The sequence below is a fragment of the Thioalkalivibrio sp. ALJT genome, from assembly GCF_000381825.1.
Classification (GTDB): domain Bacteria; phylum Pseudomonadota; class Gammaproteobacteria; order Ectothiorhodospirales; family Ectothiorhodospiraceae; genus Thioalkalivibrio.
The window spans coordinates 63187-87287 of the sequence record NZ_KB907125.1 but is presented as its reverse complement, the minus strand read 5'-3'; the positions used below and the strand labels follow the sequence as shown (position 1 = coordinate 87287).

At 64.5% G+C, this 24101-nt stretch carries 22 protein-coding genes and 1 tRNA gene; 22 read left to right on the top strand and 1 reads right to left on the bottom strand.

Going from position 1 to position 24101, the window contains the following annotated elements; genetic code table 11:
• The first annotated feature begins 52 nt into the window (after nt 1-52).
• Both carB and greA read left to right on the top strand, forming a co-directional pair.
• The gene (carB, locus tag G332_RS0107210; RefSeq protein WP_019626325.1) at nt 53-3286 is read left to right on the top strand and encodes a carbamoyl-phosphate synthase large subunit; all 3234 of its coding nucleotides are present in this window, start codon (nt 53-55) and stop codon (nt 3284-3286) included.
• Nucleotides 3283-3762, top strand: coding sequence for a transcription elongation factor GreA (greA, locus tag G332_RS0107205; RefSeq protein WP_019626324.1), 480 nt, complete (start codon nt 3283-3285; stop codon nt 3760-3762). The genes carB and greA overlap by 4 nt, the downstream gene beginning before the upstream one ends.
• Nucleotides 3763-3777: 15 nt before the next feature.
• On the opposite strand, the gene yhbY is transcribed toward greA, so the two are convergent.
• Nucleotides 3778-4077 (bottom strand): ribosome assembly RNA-binding protein YhbY, encoded by a 300-nt coding sequence (yhbY, locus tag G332_RS0107200; protein ID WP_019626323.1) that lies wholly within the window; start codon nt 4075-4077, stop codon nt 3778-3780.
• 66 nt (nt 4078-4143) lie between these two features.
• Here yhbY and rlmE point away from each other — a divergent pair, with 66 nt between their 5' ends.
• The 20 genes from rlmE (at nt 4144) to G332_RS0107100 (ending at nt 24098) form a co-directional block, all read left to right on the top strand.
• Entirely contained in the window at nt 4144-4770 is a 627-nt protein-coding gene (gene rlmE / locus G332_RS0107195; protein WP_019626322.1) for a 23S rRNA (uridine(2552)-2'-O)-methyltransferase RlmE, read from the top strand.
• Nucleotides 4771-4812: 42 nt separating this feature from the next.
• A complete protein-coding gene (gene ftsH / locus G332_RS0107190) occupies nt 4813-6780 on the top strand; it encodes an ATP-dependent zinc metalloprotease FtsH (protein ID WP_019626321.1) in 1968 nt (655 codons plus the stop codon).
• A 175-nt stretch (nt 6781-6955) separates the two neighbouring features.
• Nucleotides 6956-7777, top strand: coding sequence for a dihydropteroate synthase (gene folP, locus G332_RS0107185; protein ID WP_156000799.1), 822 nt, complete (start codon nt 6956-6958; stop codon nt 7775-7777).
• Nucleotides 7777-9117 carry a phosphoglucosamine mutase gene (gene glmM / locus G332_RS0107180; RefSeq protein ID WP_019626319.1) on the top strand — a complete coding sequence of 447 codons (1341 nt, stop codon included), beginning with the start codon at nt 7777-7779 and terminating at the stop codon, nt 9115-9117. The genes folP and glmM overlap by 1 nt, the downstream gene beginning before the upstream one ends.
• A gap of 189 nt (nt 9118-9306) precedes the next feature.
• A complete protein-coding gene (gene tpiA, locus G332_RS0107175) occupies nt 9307-10074 on the top strand; it encodes a triose-phosphate isomerase (RefSeq protein ID WP_019626318.1) in 768 nt (255 codons plus the stop codon).
• On the top strand, nt 10071-10451 hold the full coding sequence (secG, locus tag G332_RS0107170) for a preprotein translocase subunit SecG (RefSeq protein WP_019626317.1): 381 nt from the start codon (nt 10071-10073) through the stop codon (nt 10449-10451). Before tpiA ends, secG begins: the two co-directional genes overlap by 4 nt.
• A gap of 22 nt (nt 10452-10473) precedes the next feature.
• Nucleotides 10474-10558, top strand: a tRNA-Leu gene (locus tag G332_RS0107165).
• 263 nt (nt 10559-10821) lie between these two features.
• Nucleotides 10822-11178: an NADH-quinone oxidoreductase subunit A gene (locus tag G332_RS0107160; protein WP_018872368.1), complete on the top strand. Its 357-nt coding sequence runs from the start codon at nt 10822-10824 to the stop codon at nt 11176-11178.
• A complete protein-coding gene (locus G332_RS0107155) occupies nt 11169-11645 on the top strand; it encodes an NADH-quinone oxidoreductase subunit B family protein (RefSeq protein WP_019626316.1) in 477 nt (158 codons plus the stop codon). The genes G332_RS0107160 and G332_RS0107155 overlap by 10 nt, the downstream gene beginning before the upstream one ends.
• A 17-nt stretch (nt 11646-11662) precedes the next feature.
• On the top strand, nt 11663-12382 hold the full coding sequence (locus G332_RS0107150) for an NADH-quinone oxidoreductase subunit C (RefSeq protein WP_019626315.1): 720 nt from the start codon (nt 11663-11665) through the stop codon (nt 12380-12382).
• Nucleotides 12375-13628, top strand: coding sequence for an NADH-quinone oxidoreductase subunit D (locus G332_RS0107145; RefSeq protein WP_018872371.1), 1254 nt, complete (start codon nt 12375-12377; stop codon nt 13626-13628). The genes G332_RS0107150 and G332_RS0107145 overlap by 8 nt, the downstream gene beginning before the upstream one ends.
• Complete coding sequence (gene nuoE / locus G332_RS0107140; protein ID WP_019626314.1) at nt 13628-14158, top strand: NAD(P)H-dependent oxidoreductase subunit E; 531 nt, start codon at nt 13628-13630, stop codon at nt 14156-14158. Before G332_RS0107145 ends, nuoE begins: the two co-directional genes overlap by 1 nt.
• Nucleotide 14159: 1 nt before the next feature.
• Nucleotides 14160-15440 (top strand): NADH-quinone oxidoreductase subunit NuoF, encoded by a 1281-nt coding sequence (gene nuoF / locus G332_RS0107135; protein ID WP_019626313.1) that lies wholly within the window; start codon nt 14160-14162, stop codon nt 15438-15440.
• Between the two features lie 32 nt (nt 15441-15472).
• On the top strand, nt 15473-17872 hold the full coding sequence (gene nuoG / locus G332_RS0107130; RefSeq protein WP_019626312.1) for an NADH-quinone oxidoreductase subunit NuoG: 2400 nt from the start codon (nt 15473-15475) through the stop codon (nt 17870-17872).
• 12 nt (nt 17873-17884) lie between these two features.
• Nucleotides 17885-18949, top strand: coding sequence for an NADH-quinone oxidoreductase subunit NuoH (nuoH, locus tag G332_RS0107125; protein ID WP_019626311.1), 1065 nt, complete (start codon nt 17885-17887; stop codon nt 18947-18949).
• A 10-nt stretch (nt 18950-18959) separates the two neighbouring features.
• Complete coding sequence (gene nuoI / locus G332_RS0107120) at nt 18960-19448, top strand: NADH-quinone oxidoreductase subunit NuoI (RefSeq protein ID WP_019626310.1); 489 nt, start codon at nt 18960-18962, stop codon at nt 19446-19448.
• Nucleotides 19449-19463: 15 nt separating this feature from the next.
• Nucleotides 19464-20117, top strand: coding sequence for an NADH-quinone oxidoreductase subunit J (locus G332_RS0107115; protein WP_019626309.1), 654 nt, complete (start codon nt 19464-19466; stop codon nt 20115-20117).
• A 98-nt stretch (nt 20118-20215) separates the two neighbouring features.
• Nucleotides 20216-20521, top strand: coding sequence for an NADH-quinone oxidoreductase subunit NuoK (gene nuoK, locus G332_RS0107110; RefSeq protein ID WP_012982131.1), 306 nt, complete (start codon nt 20216-20218; stop codon nt 20519-20521).
• A gap of 6 nt (nt 20522-20527) precedes the next feature.
• A complete protein-coding gene (nuoL, locus tag G332_RS0107105; protein ID WP_019626308.1) occupies nt 20528-22531 on the top strand; it encodes an NADH-quinone oxidoreductase subunit L in 2004 nt (667 codons plus the stop codon).
• Nucleotides 22532-22583: 52 nt separating this feature from the next.
• On the top strand, nt 22584-24098 hold the full coding sequence (locus G332_RS0107100) for an NADH-quinone oxidoreductase subunit M (protein ID WP_019626307.1): 1515 nt from the start codon (nt 22584-22586) through the stop codon (nt 24096-24098).
• The last annotated feature ends 3 nt before the right edge of the window (nt 24099-24101 follow it).

Genomic DNA, 24101 nt, shown 5'->3' with positions numbered 1-24101 from the left:
TAGAGACCGTCTTTCCCGATTTCCGATTTCGACAGCCTGCGAGAGCCGTCACATGCCCAAGCGTACCGACATCCAGAGCATCCTGATCCTCGGGGCCGGCCCGATCGTGATCGGTCAGGCCTGCGAGTTCGACTACTCCGGCGCCCAGGCCTGCAAGGCCCTGCGCGAGGAGGGTTTCCGGGTGATCCTGGTGAACTCCAACCCGGCGACGATCATGACCGATCCGGAGACCGCGGATGCCACCTACATCGAGCCGGTGGAGTGGGAGACGGTCGCCAAGATCATCGAGAAGGAACGCCCGGATGCGGTGCTGCCGACCATGGGTGGTCAGACCGCACTGAACTGCGCGCTGGACCTGTCGCGGGAAGGCGTGCTCGAGAAATATGGCGTAGAGATGATCGGCGCCAACGAGGCGGCGATCGACATGGCCGAGGACCGCGACCACTTCAAGGCGGCGATGGCCGATATCGGCCTGGATACCCCGACCGCGATGCTCGCGCACTCCTGGGAGGAGGCGCAGGAGATCCAGCCGAAGATCGGCTTTCCGGTGATCATCCGGCCGTCGTTCACCCTGGGCGGTTCGGGTGGCGGCATCGCCTACAACCGTGAGGAGTTCGAGTACATCGTCAAGAACGGCCTCGATCTCTCGCCGGTGAACCAGGTGCTGCTGGAGGAATCCGCGCTGGGCTGGAAGGAATTCGAAATGGAGGTGGTCCGCGACAAGGCGGACAACTGCATCATCATCTGCTCCATCGAGAACCTGGACCCGATGGGTATCCACACCGGGGACTCGATCACCGTGGCCCCGGCGCAGACCCTGACCGACAAGGAATACCAGATCATGCGCGACGCCTCGCTGGCGGTGCTGCGCAAGATCGGTGTGGAGACCGGCGGCTCCAACGTACAGTTCGCGATCAACCCGGAGAACGGGCGCATGATCGTGATCGAGATGAACCCGCGGGTGTCGCGCTCCTCCGCGCTGGCCTCCAAGGCGACCGGTTTCCCGATCGCCAAGGTCGCGGCCAAGCTGGCGGTGGGCTACACCCTCGACGAGCTGAAGAACGAGATCACCGGCGGGCGGACCCCGGCGTCGTTCGAGCCGTCCATCGACTACGTGGTCACCAAGATTCCGCGCTTCACCTTCGAGAAGTTCCCGCAGGCCGAGGCGCGGCTGACCACGCAGATGAAGGCGGTGGGCGAGGCGATGGCCATTGGTCGTACCTTCCAGGAGTCGTTCCAGAAGGCGCTGCGCTCGATGGAGACCGACATGGACGGCCTCGACGAGCGGCTCGATCTGACGGCCGATGACGTGGTCGATCAGCTGCGCACGAAGCTCGCCAACCCCAGCCCTGATCAGGTGCTGTACGTGGCCGATGCCTTCCGTGCCGGTTTCTCGATCCAGGACATCTTCGAGCTGACCGCGATCGACCCCTGGTTCCTGGCGCAGATCCAGGAGCTGGTCGACGTCGAGAATGGTCTGAAGGACCGCATCCTGGGCGATATCACCGCCGAGGAGCTGTATCGCCTGAAGCAGCGCGGCTTCTCCGACCGGCGCCTTGCGAAGTTGCTGAAAGAGACGGAAAAGGCCGTGCGCAAGCACCGTCACGGCCTGGGCGTGCGCCCGGTGTACAAGCGGGTGGATACCTGCGCGGCCGAGTTCGCGACCACGACCGCCTACATGTACTCCTCCTATGAGGAGGAGGACGAGGCGGAACCGACCGACAAGCAGAAGATCATGGTCCTGGGCGGCGGGCCGAACCGCATTGGCCAGGGTATCGAGTTCGACTACTGCTGCGTGCATGCCGCCCTCGCGATGCGCGAGGACCAGTACGAGACCATCATGGTGAACTGCAACCCGGAGACCGTCTCCACCGATTACGACACCTCGGATCGCCTGTATTTCGAGCCGCTGACCCTGGAAGATGTGCTGGAGGTCGTGGCGACCGAGCAGCCGACCGGCGTGATTGTGCAGTACGGCGGCCAGACCCCGCTGAAGCTCGCGCGGGATCTCGAGGCGGCCGGCGTGCCGATTATCGGCACCAGCCCGGACTCGATCGACCTGGCCGAGGACCGCGAGCGCTTTCAGGCCCTGCTGAACAAGCTGGGGCTCAAGCAGCCGCCGAACCGCACCGCGCGCAGCGAGGAGGAGGCCGAGAAGCTGGCCGACGAGATCGGCTACCCGCTGGTCGTGCGCCCGTCCTACGTGCTGGGTGGCCGCGCGATGGAGATCGTGCGCGACCGCGAGGACCTGCGCAGCTACATGCAGAACGCGGTGTCCGTCTCCAACGATGCGCCGGTGCTGCTGGACCGCTTCCTGGATGACGCGATCGAGGTCGATGTCGACGCGATCTCGGACGGCGAGAACGTGATCATCGGCGGGATCATGGAACACATCGAGCAGGCCGGCGTGCACTCCGGCGACTCGGCCTGTTCGCTGCCGCCGTTCTCGCTGTCGATGGCGCTGCAGGACGCGATGGTCGAACAGGTGCGCAAGATGGCGCTGGGGCTCAAGGTCGTCGGCCTGATGAACACCCAGTTCGCGATCAAGGGCGACGATATCTATGTGCTGGAGGTGAATCCGCGCGCCTCGCGCACCGTGCCGTACGTGTCCAAGGCCGTCGGACGGCCGCTGGCGAAAATCGCCGCGCGCTGCATGGCCGGGCAGCGTCTGCCCGAACAGGGCGTGGGCGATGCCGTCTACCCCGACTACTATTCGGTGAAGGAGTCGGTGTTCCCGTTCGCCAAGTTCCAGGGCGTGGACCCGATCCTGGGGCCGGAAATGAAGTCCACCGGCGAGGTGATGGGGGTCGGCCGCAGCTTCGCCGAGGCCTTCGCCAAGAGTCAGCTGGGTGCCGGTGTGCTGCTGCCGTCCACCGGCAAGGCCTTCGTGTCCGTGCGCGAGATCGACAAGCCGCTGGTGGGCGAGGTCGCGCGGCGCCTGGTCGAACTGGGCTTCGAGGTGCTGGCCACCCGGGGCACGGCGAACGTGCTGGAGGAGGCCGGGATCGCGGTGACCCGCGTGAACAAGGTCACCGAGGGCCGTCCGCATATCGTGGATATGATCAAGAACGACGAGATCAGCTTTATCATTAATACCGTGGAGGGCAAGCAGTCGACCTCCGACTCCTACACCATTCGCCGCGAGGCGCTTATGCACAAGGTGGGGTACACCACCACCATCGCCGGGGCCAGGGCCACGGTGCAGGCTCTGGATCACCTGGGGGCGAATGACGTCTTCCGGCTGCAGGACCTCCACCAGGAAAACCTTGAAGGGAAAAGCGCATGAACAAGACGCCCTTGACCGTGACCGGCGCGGAAAAGATGAAGGAAGAGCTGAAGAAGCTGAAGGGCGAGGACCGCCCGCGGGTGGTCAACGCGATCTCCGAGGCGCGCGAGCATGGCGACCTCAAGGAGAACGCCGAATACCATGCGGCTCGCGAGCAGCAGAGCTTCATCGAGGGCCGTATCCGCGAACTGGAGGGCAAGCTTTCCAATGCCCAGATCATTGACGTTACGGCCCTGCCGCAGACCGGCAAGGTCGTTTTTGGCGTGACCGTGGTGCTGGAGGCGACGGAAGACGGGCGTCAGGTGACCTACAAGATCGTGGGCGAGGACGAGGCCGACATCAAGAACAACATGATCTCGGTCTCCTCGCCGATCGCGCGCGCGCTGATTGGCAAGGAAGAGGGCGATGTGGTCACCGTGCAGGCCCCGGGCGGGGAGACGGAATACGAGATCCTGGAGGTCCGCTACGTGAACTGACCCCGGTTGCGGGGTTCAGGCCGGGTCCAGCGAGACCTTCGGGGCTTCCGGGTTGCGGCGGAACAGGGTCGCGATGTAGCCGATACGCTGGACGCGTTCGGCCCCGGTGCGGGCGCACAGGGTCTCGACGGTTTCGTTGCGGGCGTCGCGATCCCCGATGTTGACCTTGATCTTGACCAGTTCGTGATGGTCCAGGGCCTTTTCCAGCTCCGCGAGCACGGCATCGGTCAGACCGTTGCGACCAATGGTGACGATGGGCTTGCGGGGATGGGCGAGGCTGCGCAGATGGCGGCGTTGTACGTCGGTCAGATTCACGAGGGCCGTTATTAGTGTTGAAAACACAAAAGTGTAGCACGCCACCGGTGGGTGCGAGGTCCGGATATGCCGAAGCGTAGCCGCTCCAGTCAGCGCTGGCTGAAGGAGCACTTTGACGATCCATACGTGCAGCGTGCTCAACAGGAGGGGTATCGCGGGCGCGCCGTGTACAAGCTGCAGGAGCTGGACGAACGCGACCGCCTGCTGAAGCCGGGGATGCGCGTGGTGGATCTGGGTGCAGCCCCGGGCGGCTGGACCCAGTACGCCGCGCAGAAGATCGGCCGCAAGGGTGTGCTGGTGGCGACCGATATCCTGGCGATGGATCCGGTGTCCGGGGCCGAGGTGGTGACGGGCGATTTCCGCGAGGATGCGGTACTGGAGGCGATCCTGGAGGCCCTGGGCGAGGAGTCCGCCGACCTGGTGCTTTCCGACATGGCCCCCAACCTGACCGGGACCGATGCGGTTGATCAGCCGCGCTCCATCCACTTGTGTGAACTGGCGCTGGATCTGGCCACCCGGATCCTGAACCCCGGGGGTGCCTTTCTGGTCAAGCTATTTCAGGGCGAGGGTTCGGATGCGTACCTCGCCGAGGTGCGCCGGCGCTTCAAGTCGGTCAAGGTGCGCAAGCCCAGGGCCTCGCGCCCACGGTCACGCGAAGTGTATGTATTGGCGCGCGAGCCCCGGGATGTGTAAAGCTCCGTGTAACTGACTACTAATGTTTTTCGAGGTGTCGTTTTGAACGGTCTGGCCAAGAATCTGATCATCTGGGCGGTGATTGCCGTCGTCCTGATGTCTGTCTTCAACAACTTCGGCCCGCAGCAGCATACGCAGGAGGTGCGGAGTATCACGTACTCCGAGTTCATCCGCGACGTGCAGGGTGGCCGCGTGGATAACGTCACCATCAAGGGCGAGAAGATCGAGGGCACCACCCTGGAAGGCCAGCAATTCACGACGGTGAATCCGAACGACCCCGGCCTGATCGGTGACCTCCTGCAGAACAACGTGGAGGTCAATGCCCACGAGGAGGCCGAGCGTTCTCTGCTGATGAGCATTCTGATCTCCTGGTTCCCGATCCTGCTGCTGATCGCCGTGTGGATCTACTTCATGCGCCAGATGCAGGGCGGCGGTGCCGGCGGCAAGGGTGCGATGTCCTTCGGCAAGTCCAAGGCCAAGCTGATGTCCGAGGACCAGGTCAAGGTCGGTTTCGGTGATGTGGCTGGCTGCGACGAGGCCAAGGAAGAGGTCACCGAGCTGGTGGACTTCCTGCGTGATCCGTCCAAGTTCCAGAAGCTGGGCGGGCAGATTCCGCGCGGCGTGCTGATGGTCGGCTCGCCGGGTACCGGCAAGACCCTGCTGGCCAAGGCCATCGCTGGAGAGGCCAAGGTGCCGTTCTTCAGTATCTCCGGTTCCGATTTCGTCGAGATGTTCGTCGGCGTGGGCGCCTCGCGCGTGCGCGACATGTTCGCCGAGGCCAAGAAGCATGCGCCGTGCATTATCTTCATCGACGAGATCGACGCGGTGGGCCGTCAGCGTGGCGCCGGCATGGGCGGTGGTCATGACGAGCGCGAACAGACCCTGAACCAGCTGCTGGTCGAGATGGACGGCTTCGAGGGTACCGAGGGCATTATCGTGATTGCCGCGACCAACCGCCCGGATGTGCTCGACCAGGCGCTGCTGCGCCCGGGACGTTTCGACCGCCAGGTAGTGGTGCCGCCGCCGGATGTGCGCGGTCGCGAGCAGATCCTCAAGGTGCACATGAAGAAGACGCCGCTGGCGGACGATGTGCGGCCGGATCTGATCGCCCGTGGTACGCCGGGCTTCTCCGGCGCGGATCTGGCCAATCTGGTCAACGAGGCAGCACTGTTCGCCGCCCGCGCCGGCAAGCGTCTGGTCGACATGAGCGACTTCGAGCGCGCCAAGGACAAGATCATGATGGGCGCCGAGCGCAAGTCCATGGTGATGTCCGAAGACGAGAAGAAACTGACGGCCTACCACGAGGCTGGCCATGCGATCATCGGGCTCAGTGTTCCCGAGCATGATCCGGTGTACAAGGTGAGCATCATCCCGCGTGGGCGCGCGCTGGGTGTGACCATGTTCCTGCCCGAGGAGGATCGTTACAGTCATTCCCGGACCCGACTGGAGAGTCAGCTGGCCAGCCTGTTTGGCGGGCGCCTGGCCGAAGAGATCATCTTTGGTATGGGCAAGGTCACGACCGGGGCCTCGAACGACATCGAACGCGCGACCCAGATTGCGCGCAACATGGTGACCAAATGGGGCCTGTCGGAAAAGCTCGGCCCGCTGGACTACGGCGAGGAAGAAGGGCATCCGTTCCTGGGCGCGCAGATGGGTGCCGCCTCCAAGCCCATGTCCGACGAGACGGCGCGCGAGATCGACGCCGAGGTGCGCCGGATCATCGACGCCAACTATCAGCACGGACGGCAGATCCTGCTGGATAACCTCGACAAGCTGCATGCGATGGCGGCGGCGTTGATGAAATACGAGACCATCGACGACAAGCAGATCGAGGACATCATGGCCGGGCGCGAACCGCGCGAGCCGGCGAACTGGGGCAGCGATGATGACTCCAGTGGTTCCGCGCAGGTCGGTGATGATACCGAGTCCGGTTCTTCGGATGTCGACAGCGCGGACGGTCGCGATGACGACGACAAGGGGGTTGTCGGAGGGCCGGCCCCGCAGTCCTGATCCGTCCCGTCGTTGCCACCGGGTCCGAGGACCCGGCGGCCGTTGAAGTCGCAGGCCGCCAGGCCCCTTTCCTGGCGGCCTTTTTATTGGCACAGACCAAGGAGCGCGCGTGACCACGGAGCACCTTCGACTGCAATGCGGACCCCGGGTTCTGGATCTGGATCGGCCGCGCATCATGGGTATTTTGAACGTGACCCCGGACTCGTTCTCCGACGGCGGACGTTACACGCGAGTGGACGCTGCCCTGGCGCGTGCGCGGGAGATGGTGGCCGAGGGTGCCGAGATCCTGGATATCGGCGGGGAGTCCACCCGACCCGGCGCGGAGCCGGTGGGCCTGGATGAAGAGCGGCGGCGGGTTTTGCCGGTCGTCGAGGCCCTGAGCGCGGCATTCGATGTGCCGCTGTCGGTCGATACCATGAAGCCGGAGTTGATGCGCGAGGCGGTGGCAGCCGGCGCCGGGCTGCTGAACGACGTCAATGGCTTTCGTGCCGAGGGCGCGCTGGATGTGGCGGTCGAGGCGGCACGCGAGCAGGGGGTGGCGTTGTGCGCGATGCATATGCAGGGCGCACCGCAGTCCATGCAGCAGGCCCCGCAGTACCGCGATGTGGTGGCCGAGGTCGAGGACTTTCTTGCCGCCCGTGCTGCAACGCTGCAGGACGCCGGGGTTCCGCGTGCGCAGATCCTGCTGGATCCGGGCTTCGGGTTCGGCAAGACGCTGGAGCACAATCTGGCCCTGTTCCGGGGCCTGCCGCGTCTGGCCGGGGCGGGGCTGCCACTGCTGGTGGGCGTGTCGCGCAAGTCGATGATCGGTGCGCTGCTGGGGGACCGCCCGGTACAGGCGCGCGACCCCGGTTCTGCGATTGCCGCCTTGCTGGCGGTCCAAGCAGGGGCGCGGGTGCTGCGTGTGCACGATGTCGGGGCAACCCGGGATGCACTGACGCTATACTCGGCACTGCAGGCGGATGCCGTTGACGCACAGGACATGCGGGGGGATTGATGGCCAGGTATTTTGGAACCGACGGGATTCGGGGGCGCACCGGCGAGTGGCCGCTGACCCCTGAGTTTGCGTTGCGCTTGGGTTTTGCCGTGGGCGAGATACTGGGGGAGAACGGCCACCGTCAGGGGCCGGTGCTGGTTGGCAAGGACACGCGCGTGTCCGGCTATATGTTCGAGTCGGCGCTGGAGGCAGGTCTGTCCGCTGCCGGCCTGGATGTGGCCCTGCTGGGGCCGATGCCGACGCCTGCCATCGCCTACCTGACGCGCACCTTCCGTGCGACGGCGGGCGTGGTGATCAGCGCATCCCATAACCCGTTTCATGACAATGGGTTCAAGTTCTTTACCCCGGAAGGGGACAAGCTCCCGGATGCGACCGAGGCGGCCATTGAGGCACGGCTCGAGGAACCCGCCCGGGGCCTCAACGGCGAACGTCTGGGCAAGGCCGTCCGCATTGCGGATGCGGCGGGGCGCTACATCGAGTTCTGCAAGAGTGCGATCCCGTCGCGTTCCGAACTGCGCGGCATGAAGATCGTGATCGACTGCGCCCACGGGGCCACTTACAACGTGTCCCCGCATGTGTTCGAGGAGCTCGGGGCGCAGGTTGAGGTGCTGGGGGCCAGCCCCGATGGTTATAACATCAACGCCGACGTGGGCGCGCTGCATCCGCGCAATGTCGCCGAGCGTGTGCGGGCCGCGGGCGCGGATCTGGGTATTGCGCTCGATGGTGACGGTGACCGCGTGATCCTGGCCGCGGCCGATGGCACGGTGGTGGACGGGGATCAGATCCTGGGTATCCTCGCCCTGACCGAGCAACAGGCCGGAGGCTTCCCGGGTGGTGTGGTCGGTACCCAGATGACCAACCTCGGTCTCGAGCAGGCCCTCCAGGCGGCCGGCATCCCGTTCGTGCGCGCGCGGGTCGGGGATCGCTATGTGCTGGAGGAGCTGCGTCGGCGCGACTGGACCCTGGGCGGTGAGGGGTCCGGGCATATCCTCTGTCTGGACCATACCACCACCGGGGATGGCACGGTCGCGGCATTGCAGATTGCCCATCTGATGCACCGTACCGGGCAGCCGCTCTCTGTGCTGGCCAGCGCCATCCCCAAGCTCCCGCAGTGCCTGATCAATGTCCCCGTGAGTGGCGGCGCTGCCGCCTGTCTGCAAGCGGACCCGGTGCGTGCGGAGGTGGCGGCGGTCGAAAGTGAGCTGGGTCAGCGCGGCCGTGTGCTGCTGCGCCCGTCCGGCACCGAGCCCCTGGTGCGGGTGATGGTCGAGGGTGAAGACCCTGAGATCACGCGCAGCGCGGCCGAGCGCATTGCCGACAGTATTCGAGCGGCGTTGTGACCCGGATATGCGGGTGTCCGTGCCGGGCGGCGTGCGCCCCCGGGCCTGCCTGCGGGCACACGCTCCATGCCCTGACGCATTCGTGGTTGATTTGCACCCGGTGCGTCGGTAACATCCCGCCGCTCTAATCATCATCATCGGACCCGCTGTATCCGTACGGGCCCGACCGATTGCAGGAGGAAGGTCCGCATGCGCACGCCGCTGGTCGCCGGAAACTGGAAGATGAACGGTTCGCGGGAAGCGAATCGCGCGCTCGTGTCCGCCCTGAAGGGCAGCCTGGGCGATATCCAGGGCGTGGATGTGGCCGTGTGCCCGCCTGCGGTCTATCTGGCGGAGATCGCGACCGATCTGTCCGGCAGCGTCATCGCGCTGGGCGCTCAGGACTGCTCGGATCAGGAAAAGGGCGCCTACACCGGCGAGCTGTCCGGCCCCATGCTGGCCGAGGTCGGGTGCCGTTACGTGATCGTCGGCCATTCCGAACGCCGCGAACGCCAGAATGAATCCAGCGCCTGGGTGGCCGCCAAGTTCGTCGCCGCGCAGTCCGCGGGTCTGATCCCGATCCTGTGCGTGGGCGAGCAGAAGGTTGACCGTGAGTCCGGGCGCACCGAGAACGTCGTGGCCGAGCAGCTGGATGCCGTCCTCGATGCTGCCGGTGTCGAAGCCTTCGAGCGTGCCGTGATCGCCTACGAGCCAGTGTGGGCCATCGGTACCGGTCTGACCGCCACCCCGGAGCAGGCCCAGGAGGTGCACGCATTCATCCGCAATCGCGTCGCCAGTCGTGATCCGCGCGTTGCCGCAGACCTGCGGATCCTGTACGGCGGCAGCATGAAGGCCGAAAATGCGGCCGGCTTGCTCGCGCTGGACGACATTGACGGGGGGCTGATCGGTGGTGCCTCGCTGGATGCCGCAGCCTTTACCGCCATCGCCAACGCCGCGGGCGAGCGAGTCGTGGCATGATTTACGGCCTGCTCCTGGTGGTCCAGGTCGCGGTCTCGATCGGCCTGGTTGCGCTGATCCTGATGCAGCATGGCAAGGGCGCAGATGCCGGCGCCGCCTTCGGCAGCGGTGCTTCGGCGACAGTCTTCGGGGCGGCTGGCTCGGCCAACTTCCTGAGCCGTTCGACCGCCGTGCTGGCGGTGGTGTTCTTCCTCAACAGCCTGACGCTGGCCTATCTGGCGGCGTCCAGCCCCGAGGCCGAGAGCCTGCTGGACCAGATGGAGGCCATGGAAGAAGAAGGCGATGGCCCGCCGGACCTTCCGCCCGAGGTCGTCCCGGGTGGCGAACCGGCCGGGGATACCCCGCAGCCCGGCCGGCCGGCCGATGTACCCGACTGAGGTCGGTACGCTGTAGTAACTGGCAGATGTGGTGGAATTGGTAGACACGCTATCTTGAGGGGGTAGTGGCGCAAGCCGTGTGGGTTCGAGTCCCACCATCTGCACCAAATTTTGTTGATCCGGGTATTATTGAGTCCGTGCATGCCCGGATCAAAGCGCAATAAAAACAGCAATTTATAAAATTACGAATACTTGACACCGTTTTTGGGCATCACCTAGACTCCGTGCCCGGTGTGCGGCCCTGTCTCACCATAACGAGGCTGCCCGTACCCGCGCTTTCAACCAGCAACGCTGAACGGCTTGTCGGCGCGTCCGGTGTACGCGACGGCCCGCAAGCCTGCCCGCCCGAGGCGGCGTACGGGAGATAGAAATGCTGGAAGGTTATTTACCCATCCTGCTGTTCATCGCAGTGGGCATCGTGGTCGGCATCGTGCCACTGGTGGTCGGTATGGCCGTGGGTCCGCGCAAGCCGGACGCCGCCAAGGATTCGCCATACGAGTGCGGCTTCGAGGCCTTCGAGGATTCGCGCCTGAAGTTTGACGTGCGCTTCTACCTGGTGGCGATCCTGTTCATCATCTTCGATCTGGAGATCGCATTTCTCTTCCCGTGGGCGGTGTCGCTGGATGCCATTGGCCTGTTCGGGCTTCTTGCGATGGCCGTGTTTTTGCTCATTCTGGTCGTCGGATTCATCTACGAGTGGAAGAAGGGGGCGCTGGAATGGGAATAGAAGGCGTTCTTGAGAAGGGCTTCGTCACCACCTCGGCGGACAAGCTCATCAACTGGGCCCGCACCGGCTCGCTGTGGCCCATGACTTTCGGGCTCGCCTGCTGCGCGGTCGAGATGATGCACGCCGGTGCATCGCGTTACGACCTCGATCGCTTCGGGATCATCTTCCGGCCCAGCCCGCGTCAGTCCGACGTGATGATCGTCGCCGGCACGCTGGTCAACAAGATGGCCCCGGCGCTGCGCAAGGTGTACGACCAGATGCCCGAGCCGCGCTGGGTGATCTCCATGGGCTCCTGTGCAAACGGCGGTGGTTATTACCACTACTCCTATGCCGTGGTGCGCGGGTGCGACCGCATCGTGCCGGTGGATGTCTACGTCCCGGGCTGTCCGCCCACGGCGGAGGCACTGCTCTACGGCATCATCCAGCTGCAGAACAAGATCCAGCGCACGAACACCATCGCGCGCTGACGCACCCGGGGTTTCAGATGGCTGAACAAGACAACTGGATCGACGCCCTGCGGGCGGAACTGGGCGATGCCCTGGAAAGCCTGCACGAGGCCAACGGTGAGGTGACGGTCGATATCGTCCCCGGGTCCTGGCGCGAGGCCGGCGAAAGGCTGCGCGACGCGCTGGGTTTCGAGATCCTGATCGACCTGTGCGGCGTCGACTACCTCGAGTACGGCCAGGACGAGTGGGGTACCGAGTCGGCGACGAACACGGGCTTCTCGCGGGGCGTCGAGGCGGCCACCTCCGGGCGCTTCACCTTCGATGATGCGCCGGGGGAATCCAACTGGGAGGGCCCGCGCTTCACGGTGGTGGCCCATCTCCTGTCGGTGGCGCACAACCGCCGGGTACGCATGCGTGCCTGGATCGACGACGAGGAGTTCCCGGAGATCGAATCCCTGGTGGAGGTATGGGCCTCTGCCAACTGGTTCGAGCGCGAGGCCTTCGATCTGTTCGGCATCCTGTTCTCGGGGCATCCCGATCTGCGCCGGATCCTGACCGACTACGGCTTCGTGGGTCACCCGTTCCGCAAGGACTTCCCGCTGATTGGCCATGTCGAGATGCGCTACGACGCCGAGCAGGCGCGCGTGGTGTACCAGCCGGTGAGCATCGAGCCACGCGTGCTGGTGCCCAAGGTCATCCGCGACGACCATCGCTACAGCGAGGGCGAGAAGCCGGGCGAAGGAGCCGAGAATGCCTGAGATTCGCAACTTCACCCTGAACTTCGGGCCGCAGCATCCGGCGGCTCATGGGGTCCTGCGCCTGGTGCTGGAGATGGATGGCGAGGTTGTGCAGCGCGCCGACCCGCATATCGGTCTGCTGCACCGCGGTACCGAGAAGCTCGCCGAGAGCAAGCCCTATAACCAGTCCATCGGCTACATGGACCGCCTCGACTACGTGTCGATGATGGCCAACGAGCACGGCTACGTGCTCGCCATGGAAAAGCTTCTGGGTATCGAGGCCCCGCTGCGGGCGCAATACATCCGGGTGATGTTCGACGAGATCACCCGCATCCTGAATCACCTGATGTGGCTGGGTGCCCACGCGCTGGATATCGGCGCGATGGCGGTGTTCCTGTACGCCTTCCGCGAGCGTGAGGATCTGATGGACTGCTACGAGGCGGTCTCCGGTGCGCGCATGCATGCGACCTATTACCGTCCGGGCGGTGTCGCGCGCGACCTGCCGGGAACGATGCCGAAGTATCAGCCGTCGTCCTGGAAGTCCCAGGAGGTCGTGGACGACCTGAACAAGGTCCGCCAGGGCTCGCTGCTGGACTTCATCGAGGCCTTTACCGAGCGTTTCCCGGGCTGCGTGGACGAGTACGAGACACTGCTGACCGACAACCGGATCTGGAAGCAGCGCACCGTGGGCATCGGCGTGGTCGATCCCGACCGTGCCAAGCAGCTGGGCTTTACCGGCCCGATGCTGCGCGGCTCCGGTGTCGAGTGGGACCTGCGCAAGAAACAGCCCTACGAGGTCTATGACCGCCTCGATTTCGATATCCCGGTGGGCGTGAACGGCGACTGCTACGACCGCTATCTGGTGCGCATCGAGGAGATGCGCCAGTCCAACCGCATCATCCGCCAGTGCGTGGACTGGCTGCGCCAGAATCCGGGCCCGGTGCTGCTGGAGGATCACAAGATCACCCCGCCGAAGCGCGAGGAGATGAAGGCTGACATGGAGGCCCTGATCCACCACTTCAAGCTGTTCACCGAGGGCATGTGCCTGCCGGAAGGTGAGGCCTACGCCGCGGTGGAGCATCCGAAGGGCGAGTTCGGGGTGTATCTGGTCTCGGATGGTTCCAACAAGCCCTACCGTCTGAAGGTCCGTCCGCCGGGTTTCGTGCACCTGTCCGCGCTGGACGAGATGGCGCGCGGCCACATGCTGGCCGACGTGGTCGCGATCATCGGGACCCAGGACATCGTATTCGGGGAGATCGACCGCTGATGGCTGCCGAACAGAAAACCGTCGCCTTCCACAAGCCCGCCGGCAAGAAGGTGGAGCTCAGCGACCACGAGCGTGAAGAGATCGACGCCTGGCTGGCGCGCTATCCGGAAGACCAGAAGCGCTCTGCGGTACTGGGCGCCCTGCGCGCGGTGCAGCACGAGGATGGCTATCTCTCTACCGCGAAGATGGATGCGGTCGCCGAGTACCTCGGCCTGCCGGCGATCGCGGTGTACGAGGTGGGCTCGTTCTACTCGATGTACGAGCTGGAGCCGGTCGGCAAGCACACCATCATGGTGTGCAACAACATCTCCTGCATGCTGCGCGGCTCGGAAGAGATTATCGCGCATCTGGAGAACCGGCTTGGCATCAAGCTCGGCGAAAGCACGCCGGACGGCAAGTTCTACCTGAAGATGGAAGAGGAGTGCCTGGCAGCCTGCTGTGGTGCACCGATGATGCAGGTAGACCACAAGTACTATGAGAATCTCACGCCGGAGAAGGTGGACGAGATCCTCGACGGTCTGGAGAAGTAGCATGGCCAACCAGATCTGTTTCGCGACCCGCTACCTGGACGATCCGGCCTCGCTCGAGACCTACAAGAGCGTCGGCGGCTATCAGGCGCTGGAGAAGGTCTACAAGGGCAAGATGGCCCCCGAGGACGTGATCGAGGAGGTGAAGACCTCCAACCTGCGCGGCCGCGGCGGGGCGGGCTTCCCGACCGGGCTCAAGTGGTCCTTCATGCCGCGCAACACCCCCGGGCAGAAGTACATCGTATGCAACTCGGACGAGTCCGAGCCGGGCACCTGCAAGGACCGCGAGATCCTGATGTACAACCCGCATGCCCTGATCGAGGGCATGGCGATCGCCGGCTACGCGATCGGCGCCACGGTGGGCTACAACTACATGCGCGGCGAGTTCATGGACGAGGTGAACACGCGCTTCACCGCAGCCCTGAAAGAGGCCTACGAGGCTGGCTATCTGGGCAAGGACATCTTCGGCTCCGGGGTCGATTTCGATCTCCACCCGTCTCTGGGGGCGGGTGCCTACATCTGCGGCGAGGAGACGGCGCTGCTGGAGTCGCTGGAGGGCAAGAAGGGCCAACCGCGCTTCAAGCCGCCGTTCCCGGCCAACTACGGCCTGTACGGCAAGCCGACCACGATCAACAACACGGAGTCGCTGGCGTCCATCCCGTCCATCATCCGCAACGGTGGCCAGTGGTTCGCGGATCTCGGCGTGCCCAAGTCGGGTGGCGAGAAGCTGTTCTCCGTCTCCGGGCATGTCAACAAGCCGGGCAACTTCGAGATCCCGCTGGGCACACCGTTCAAGGATCTGCTCGACATGGCCGGCGGCGTCCTGAACGGGCGCAAGCTCAAGGCCGTGATCCCTGGCGGCTCGTCGGTGCCGGTGGTCCCGGGGGATGTGATGCTGAAGGCCAACATGGACTTCGACTCCATCGCCCATGCCGGGTCGATGCTGGGCTCCGGCGCGGTGATCGTGATGGACGAGACGGCCGACATGGTCAAGGCCCTGCAGCGCATCTCGCGCTTCTACTTCTCCGAATCCTGTGGCCAGTGCACGCCCTGCCGCGAGGGGACCGGCTGGCTCTACCGCATGCTGACCCGCATCGTGGAAGGTCAGGGCCGTCCCGAGGATCTGGAGCGCCTGGACGACGTGGCCAGCAAGATCGAGGGGCATACCATCTGCGCCCTGGGTGATGCCGCTGCCATGCCGGTGCGCAGCTTCGTCAAGCACTTCCGCCACGAATTCGAATACTACATCCAGCACGGTCGGAGCCCGGTGGCAGACGCCGCCTGACGCCCTCCGCGCACCCGCAGCAGGAATCGAGCATGAGTCAGGATCAGAAGCAGGATCTGGTCAGCATCGAGATTGACGGCCGCACGATCGAGGCGCCCAAGGGCGCCATGTTGATCGACGTGGCGGACGATGCCGATATCCGCATTCCGCGGTTTTGCTACCACAAGAAACTGTCGGTCGCCGCGAACTGCCGTATGTGTCTGGTGGAAGTGGAGAAGGCGCCCAAGCCGCTCCCCGCCTGCGCGACCCCGGTGATGGATGGCATGAGGGTCTACACCCAGTCGCCGCTGGCGCTGCGTGCGCAGAAGGGGACCATGGAGTTCCTGCTGATCAACCACCCGCTGGATTGCCCGATTTGCGACCAGGGAGGCGAGTGCGAGCTGCAGGACGTGGCCATGGGGTATGGCGAAAGTGTGTCCAAATACACCGAAGCCAAGCGCGTCGTAAAGGACAAGGACATCGGTCCGCTGATCGAGACCGAGATGACCCGCTGCATCCACTGCACCCGTTGCGTGCGCTTCGGTGAGGAGATCGCCGGGGTGCGTGAACTGGGCGCGACCGGCCGTGGCGAGCACATGCGTATCGGCACCTACGTCGAAAAGACCGTGGCCCACGAGCTGTCGGGTAACGTGATCGATCTTTGCCCCGTGGGCGCGCTTACCGCGAAGCCATCACGCTACGGTGCCCGGGCTTGGGAATACGCCCAGGCGGCGAGCATCGGGGCGCACGACGCCGTGGGCTCCAACCTCTACGTGCATACCGACAACGGCCGCGCGATGCGGGTGGTGCCGCGCGAGAACGAGGCGGTCAACGAGACCTGGATCTCCGACCGTGATCGTTTCAGCTACACCGGCCTGTACACCGAGGACCGCCTGACCCGACCGCGCATCAAGGTGGACGGGCACTGGCAGGAGGTCTCCTGGGAGACCGCGCTGAGCTACGCGGTGGAGGGTCTGAAGGAGACCGCCCCGGATCGCATCGGTGCGTTGTTGTCGCCGTCACTTTCGCTGGAGGAGCACTACCTCGCGCAGAAGGTGCTGCGTGGCATGGGCGTGGTCGATATCGATCACCGCGTGAACCAGCGCGACTTCCGCGACGAGGCCGTGGCGCCGCTGTTCCCCTATCTGGGTGCGGCGATCAGCGATCTGGAGAACGCCAGCGCCGTGCTGCTGATCGGTTGCAACCCGCGCCGCGAGCAGCCGTTGATCGCCCACCGCCTGCGCAAGGCGGCCTCGCGCGGGGCCGAGGTCTTCCTGGTGAACGACATGCTGCTGGACCTCACCTATCCGGTGCAGGCCCAGCTGGTTGGCAGCGAACGTGATCAGGTCCTGGCGCTGGCCGGGATCGCCGGCCAGATTGTGGCGACGGGCAAGGCGCTGCCGAAAAAGCTGGAGGCAGTGGTCAAGGCGGCCGAGACCGAAGACGCCGCGACGCAAGAGGCCTTCCAGCGCGCCGCGCGCGCATTGCTGGACGGTGCCCGCGGGCACGTTCTGCTCGGTGCGGGTGCGCTCCATGGGCCGGCCCTTGCGACCCTGCGGGCACTGGCCGGCTGGATCAGCAAACACACCGGGGCCAGCCTGGGCTACCTGCCGGCGGGTGCCAACGCCGCCGGTGCCTGGCTGGCCGGGGTGCTCCCGCACCGGGGGCCGGCCGGGGTGGAACGGGATCAGCCCGGCGCCCATGCCGCCGACATGGTGGAGCAGGGCCGCGATGCCTTCGTGATCGCCGGGCTTGAGCCCGGCCGCGACGGCGCCGATCCCGCGGCATTGCGCCACGCGCTGGAACGGGCCGGTCTGGTGGTTGCTCTCACCAGCTTCTCGAGCCCGGAACTGGAAACGGTGGCCGATGTGCTGCTGCCGATCGCCACCAGCTTCGAACACTCGGGGACCTTCGTGAACGCCGAAGGCCGCTGGCAGAGCTTCCGCGCCGCGACGCGCGCCCCGGAGGATGTCCGCCCGGGCTGGAAGGTCTGGCGCGTCCTCGGCAACCTGCTCGACCAGCGCGGTATCGACTACCTGGATTCGCCGGCGGTGCGCGACGAGCTGAAGGCGCAACTGGCCGGCGCAAGTTTCGACACTGCCGTGAATCTGAACAAGGTGCATGTGGAACTACCGGAGGCCGCTCCCGAGAACCGGCTGTACCGGGTGCAGGCAGCGGCGCTGTACAGCGGCGATCCGCTCGCGCGCCGGGCCGGTCCGCTGCAGTCCAGCCCGGAGGGACATCTGGCCGAGAGCGTCCTGGTGCATCCGCAGTCGGCGCCGGGTCACGCGCACGGGAACCGGGTGCGTTTGCGCCAGGGCACGGCCGAGACGGAGCTGACCCTGCTGCTGGACGAGTCGGTGCCGCCGGGTCTGGCCGTGACCTTCGCGGGTTCGGCTGCCATGGGTGCGTTGGGCCCGGCGAATACCCCCGTCGTGCTGGCGCGGGCCTGAGGGACTTAAGACATGTTCGACTGGATGATGAACTTCTTCTACAGCCTGCCGACGGTGATGCAGATCCTGATTGGCATACAGCTGATCGTGATCCCGCTGATGCTGGCCGTGGCCTACACCACCTTTGCCGAGCGCAAGGTGATCGGCTTTGCGCATGTACGCGTCGGGCCGAACCGGGTGGGGCCGCGTGGCTGGCTGCAGCCCATTGCCGATGCGCTGAAGCTACTGACCAAGGAAGTCATCGTCCCGACGAACGCCAACCGCTTCCTGTTCCTGAGTGCCCCGGTGCTGACCATTGCCCCGGCGCTCGCCGCCTGGGCGGTCATTCCGTTCTTTGATGGCGGTGCCCTCGCCAATATCAACGCGGGCCTGCTGTACCTGCTGGCGCTGACCTCCCTGGGCGTTTACGGGATCATCATCGCGGGTTGGGCCTCGAACTCGAAGTACGCGCTGCTGGGCTCGCTGCGTTCGGCGGCCCAGCTTGTCTCCTACGAGATCGCGATGGGCTTTGCCCTGGTGGGCGTGCTGATGGCCGCCGGCACGCTGAACGTGGGCGGGATCATCGAGGCGCAGTCGGGCAGCGTCTATCACTGGTTCCTGCTGCCGCTGCTGCCGCTGTTCTTCGTGTACTTCATCTCCGGGGTTGCTGAGACCAACCGCGCGCCCTTTGACGTGGCCGAGGGTGAATCCGAGATCGTCGCCGGCTTCCACGTCGAGTACTCCGGCATGGCCTTTGCCGTGTTCTTCCTGGCCGAGTACGCGAACATGATCCTGATCTCGGCACTGACCGCGATCCTGTTCCTGGGTGGCTGGCTCTCGCCGTTCCAGGGGATCCTGCCGCAGGCTGCCTTCGACCTGCCGGTGATCGGTTCGCTGCTGGATCATGGTATCCACTGGTTCCTGTTCAAGACCGCCATCTTCCTGTTTGCCTTTTTGTGGTTCCGCGCCACCTTCCCGCGCTATCGCTATGACCAGATCATGCGGCTGGGCTGGAAGGTGCTGATCCCGGTGACCATCGTCTGGCTGTTCGTCGAAGGCGTGCTGGTGGCCTTCAACGTTGGCCCGTGGTTCGCATGAGGAGTTCGTGATGAAAGCGATGCGCCGTTTCTTCAAGAGTTTCCTGTTCTATGAGCTGCTGCTGGGGCTGCGCCTGACCGGGCGTTACCTGCTGAGCCGCAAGTTCACCGTGCAGTATCCGGACGAGAAGACCCCGATGTCGCCGCGTTTCCGCGGACTGCACGCCCTGCGCCGCTATCCGAACGGCGAGGAGCGCTGCATTGCCTGCAAGCTGTGCGAGGCGGTGTGCCCGGCACTGGCGATCACCATCGATTCCGAAGAGCGGGAGGATGGCACCCGCCGTACCACGCGCTACGACATCGACCTGTTCAAGTGCATCTTCTGCGGCTTCTGCGAGGAGGCCTGCCCGGTGGATTCCATCGTCGAGACGCACATCTTCGAGTACCACTTCGAGAACCGGGGCGAGCAGATCATGACCAAGGACAAGCTCCTGGCCATTGGTGATCGCTTCGAGAACGAGATCGCCAGGGCACGCGCGATCGACGCCCCGTACCGGTAACGCAGGGACCGCATCATGACGTTCGAACTGATTCTCTTCTACGTGTTCGGCGCGATCCTGCTGGGGGGCGCGCTGGCCATGATCAGCGTCCGCAACCCGGTACACGCCGCGTTGTTCCTGGTCGTCTGTTTTGTCGCCGCGGCCGCCATCTGGCTGCTGGCGGAGGCGGAGTTCCTGGGCATCGTGCTGGTGCTGGTCTACGTCGGCGCGGTCATGGTGTTGTTCCTGTTCGTGGTGATGATGCTCGATATCAACCTCGCGAAGCTGCGCGAGGGGTTCACCGAGTACCTGCCGGTCGGCATCGTGGTGGCACTGGCCATGGCCACGGTCCTTGTGCTGGTGATTACGCGCTACATCACCATGGAGGTGCCGGAGCGCGCCGGGCCGGAATATGCGAATACCGAGGCCCTGGGTGCGATTCTCTATACCGACTACGTATATCCGTTCGAGATCGCGGCGGTGATCCTGCTGGTGGCGATCATCGCGGCCATCTCGCTGACCATGCGCAAGCGTCCGGATAACAAGTCGATTGACCCGGGCCAGCAAATGGCGGTGTCCCGCGATGACCGCGTGCGGATGGTCGCCATGCCGTCCGAGAAGAAGAGGGCACCGCGTAGGGACGCGCAGGGCCCCGCCCGTGGCACGTCTGACGGCGACGCCTCCAAGTAGAAACCGAGTGCAATCCCAGTAATGGACATCCCGGCTGTCGGCCGGGACCCGGACACCGGGGGTGGCCGTTCGCCCCCGAAAGAACTCAGGGCTAGAACATGATTACGCTAGAGCACTACCTGGTGCTGGCCGCGCTGCTGTTTTCCATCAGCGTCGCCGGGATCTTCCTGAACCGGAAAAACGTGATCGTGCTGTTGATGTGCATCGAGCTCATGCTGCTCGCGGTGAACATCAACTTCATTGCCTTTTCGTTCTTCCTGCAGGATCTCGCGGGCCAGGTGTTCGTGTTCTTCATCCTGACGGTCGCCGCGGCCGAGGCGGCCATCGGCCTCGCCATCCTGGTGTTGCTGTTCCGTAACCGCGGAACCATCAACGTCCAGGATCTGGACGCAATGAAGGGATAACGGGCCATGGATACGATTTATCTACTTATCGTTCTGGCGCCGCTGTTCGGCGCGATTGCCGCCGGACTGTTCGGCCGCCAGATCGGGCGTACCGGCGCGCACAGCGTCACTATCCTGGGGGTGGCGGTCTCGTTCATCCTGTCCGTGGTGGTGTTCTGGGCCCACGTGTTCGGGGATGCCGGGGTCTACAACGAGACGGTCTACACCTGGATGGTCTCCGACGGCATCCAGTTCGAGGTCGGGTTCCTGGTCGACAACCTGACCGCGATGATGATGCTGGTGGTCACCTTCGTCTCGCTGATGGTGCACATCTACACCATCGGCTACATGAAGGATGATCCGGGCTACCAGCGCTTCTTCGCCTACATCTCGTTGTTCACCTTCTCCATGCTGATGCTGGTGATGGCGAACAACTTCATGCAGCTGTTCTTCGGCTGGGAGGCCGTGGGGCTCGTCTCCTACCTGCTGATTGGCTTCTGGTACAAGCGCCCGACCGCCATCTACGCCAACATGAAGGCGTTCATCGTGAACCGGGTCGGGGACTTCGGGTTCCTGATCGGGATTGCCGCGCTGGTGTTCTATGCCGGCAGCCTGAACTACACCGAGGTCTTCGCCGAAGCCGAGTCCATGCGGGATGCGACCATCACCATCTGGCCGGGCTGGACCTTCGGCCTGCTGGATCTGGCGTTGATCTTCCTGTTCATCGGGGCGATGGGTAAATCCGCGCAGGTGCCGCTGCACGTCTGGCTGCCGGACTCCATGGAAGGCCCGACCCCGATCTCCGCGCTGATCCACGCGGCGACCATGGTGACCGCGGGTATCTTCATGGTGGCGCGCATGTCGCCGCTGTACGAATTCTCCGTGGTGGCACTGTCGTTCATCCTGGTCATCGGGGCGGTCACGGCCTTCTTCATGGGCCTGATCGGGCTCGTGCAGCATGACATCAAGCGTGTGGTGGCGTACTCCACGCTCTCGCAGCTGGGGTACATGACCGTGGCGCTTGGTGCGTCGGCCTATGCCGCGGGCCTCTTCCATCTGATGACGCATGCCTTCTTCAAGGCGCTGCTGTTCCTGGCCGCGGGTTCGGTGATCATCGCGATGCATCACCTGCAGGACATGCGCGCGATGGGTGGCCTGCGCAAGCATATGCCGGTCACCTACGTGACCGCGCTGATCGGGTCGCTGGCGCTGATCGGCTTCCCGTTCTTCTCCGGGTTCTTCTCCAAGGACGCCATCATCGAGGCGGTGGGGTACTCGGAGATTCCGGGCGCGACCTTCGCGTACTGGATGGTGCTCCTGGGCGTGTTCGTGACCGCGTTGTATACCTTCCGCATGTTCTTCCTCGTGTTTCATGGCGAGGAGCGTTACGACCAGGCGCACAAGTACATGCCGGATCATGGTGATGATCACGACGATGACCATCACCATGACCACGGGCCGCTGAAGCCGAAGGAGTCGCCATGGGTCGTGACTGTTCCGCTGGTCCTGCTGGCCATCCCGTCGGTCGTGGCCGGATACTTTATCGGCCCCATGCTGTTCGGCGACTTCTTCTCGGATGCCTTGTTCGTGCTGCCGGAGCAGGATGTGCTGGCCACCAAGGGTGAGAGCTTTACCGGGGTGATCGGCTTCGTGCTGCATGGCCTGATGCTGCCTGCATTCTGGCTGGCGATGGCTGGTCTGGCGACGGCCTGGTACCTGTATATCAAGCGCCCGGAACTGCCGGCGCGGATCGCGGAGCGCCTGAAGCTGGGCGTGCGCATCCTCGAAGACAAGTACGGTTTCGATCGCTTCAATGACTGGTTCTTCGCCGGCGGCACGGTCCGCCTGGGACGCGTGCTCTGGCGGTACGGGGATGCGCTGATCATCGATGGACTGCTGGTCAACGGGACGGCGCGTTCGGTGGGGTGGATCTCCTCGCGTATCCGCCATATGCAGTCCGGTTTCCTCTACCACTACGCGTTCGTGATGATCATCGGCCTGCTGGTCCTGATGTTCGCCTTCGTGATCTGAGCGGCTTCGACACCCATGCGCTCGAAGCCCACCGCTGTTTCAAGGAACGACCATGTTTGCTGACTGGCCTATCTTGAGTCTGTTGATCTGGCTGCCGATTCTCGGCGGTTTCCTGGTGCTGGCCGCCGGGCGCGACGCGCCCCATGTGGCGCGGCGGCTCGGGCTCGCGGTGGCCGTAGCGACCTTCGTGGCCAGTCTGCCGCTGTGGTTCGCGTTCGAGCGCGGCACCGCGGAGATGCAGTTCCAGGAGCTGGCCTCGTGGATTCCCGCGTTCAACGTGAACTACCACCTGGGTGTGGACGGGATCTCCATGCCGCTGATCCTGCTGACCACGCTGATTACCGTGGTGGTCGTGGTGGCGGCCTGGGAATCGGTGAAAGACCGCATCGCCTACTACATGGCTGCGATGCTGGTGATGGAAGGCCTGATGATCGGCATGTTCGCGGCGATGGACGCGGTGCTGTTCTACGTGTTCTTCGAAGCCATGCTGATCCCGATGTTCCTGGTGATCGGGATCTGGGGCGGGCCGCGGCGCGTCTATGCGACGCTCAAGTTTTTCCTTTATACCTTCCTCGGTTCGGTGTTCATGCTGGTCGCGCTGATCTGGATGTATATCCAGTCCGGCAGCTTCCTGATTCAGGACTTCCATGCCCTGCAGATCGGTATGACCGCGCAGATACTGATATTCCTCGCCTTCTTCATGGCGTTCGCGGTGAAGATCCCGATGTTCCCGGTGCATACCTGGCTGCCGGATGCGCACGTGGAAGCGCCCACCGGCGGCTCGGTGATCCTGGCCGCCATTATGCTGAAGATCGGGGGCTACGGCTTCCTGCGTTTCTCGCTGCCGATCACGCCGGATGCCTCGGCGGTGCTGGATACGCTGATGATCGTGCTGTCGCTGATCGCAATCGTCTACATCGGGGTGGTGGCGCTGATTCAGAGCGACATGAAGAAGCTGATCGCCTATTCGTCGATCGCGCACATGGGCTTTGTGACCCTGGGCTTCTTCCTCGCGTTCTACATCTACCGCAATACCGGTGACTGGGAAGGGGCCTCGCTGGGTATTGCCGGCGGCATGGTGCAGATGATCTCGCACGGCTTTATCTCCGCGGCCATGTTCCTTGCGGTGGGCGTGCTGTACGACCGTCTGCACAGCCGCCAGATCGCCGACTACGGCGGCGTGGTGAACACCATGCCCTGGTTCGCCGCCTTCTTCGTGCTGTTTGCGATGGCCAACACCGGCCTGCCGGGCACCTCCGGCTTTGTCGGCGAGTTCATGGTCATCCTGGCCGCATTCAAGGCGGACTTCTGGATCGCCTTCCTGGCTGCGACCACGCTGATTCTGGCCGCCGGCTATACGTTGTGGCTGGTCAAGCGTGTGATCTTCGGTGCAGTGGCCAATGACAACGTGGCCGGGCTGTCGGACATGAACCGCCGCGAGTTCTTCCTGATGGGCGTGCTGGCCTTCTTCACCTTGTTGCTGGGTGTGTGGCCGGCGCCGCTGCTGGATGTGATGAACGCGACCATCGACCACCTCGTGGCGCATATCGCGCAGTCGAAGCTCTGAACG